1 protein-coding gene is annotated in these 857 nt (G+C 70.0%); it reads right to left on the bottom strand.

The genetic code is table 11. The features are described 5' to 3' along the window. A partial coding sequence (locus JMJ55_RS30425) for an ATP-binding protein (RefSeq protein ID WP_202829343.1) occupies positions 1-857 on the bottom strand: 857 nt, incomplete at both ends.

Raw genomic sequence — 857 nt, forward strand, 5'->3', positions numbered from 1 at the left:
TCGACGCCTGGCACGAGCGCCGTGCCGGCATAGCCGGTGATGAACAGCACCGGCAGCCCCGGCATCCGCTCGCGCGCCGCCTCAGCCACTTGCCGTCCGTTCATGCCATGCGGCAGCCCGACATCGGTGACCAGCAGGTCGGGGCGGGAGGTGGCGAGCATCTGCAGCGCCTCCGGGCCATCCCGCGCCTCTAGCACGCGATAGCCAAGTTCGCGCAGCCGGTCGGCGGCTGGGCTGCGCACCGCGTCTTCGTCATCGACCAGCAGCACCGTCCCCCGTGAGACGGGCTGAGGCGGGGGCGGTGCGCTCCGCTGCTCGGCCGCTGCCGCACGATCGTGCAGGGGCAGGAACAGGCGGACCGTGGTGCCCCGCCCTGGCGCACTCTCGATCCTGACCAGGCCACCCGACTGCCGGACAAAACCATACACCTGGCTTAGTCCCAGCCCGGTGCCCTGGCCCTGCGGCTTGGTGGTGAAAAACGGCTCGAACACCCGTTCCAGCACCCCCGGCGGCATGCCCGTTCCGGTATCCGTGACCGAGATCGCCATGTAGCGGCCCGGTTGGACCTCTCCGTCCGGGATGTCGGCCGCTGGCAGGTGCACCGGCTCCGTCCCGATCGTGAGCCGCCCACCCTCGGGCATCACGTCACGCGCGTTGATGCAGAGGTTCAGCAGCGCGCTCTCCAACTCGTTCGAGTCACACAGCACGCTCCCGGTACCGCCGCACAGCCGCAGCTCCACCCCAATCGCGGGCCCCATCGTGCGGCGGATCAAATCCGCCAGGCCACTGACCAGCCCATCTGCATCGACTGGCCTCGGGTCCAGTTGCTGCCGTCGCGCGAAGGCCAGCAGGCGTTG

Origin of the sequence: Belnapia mucosa, assembly GCF_016775475.1 — a bacterium.
In the GTDB taxonomy this organism is placed as follows: Bacteria; Pseudomonadota; Alphaproteobacteria; order Acetobacterales; family Acetobacteraceae; genus Belnapia; species Belnapia mucosa.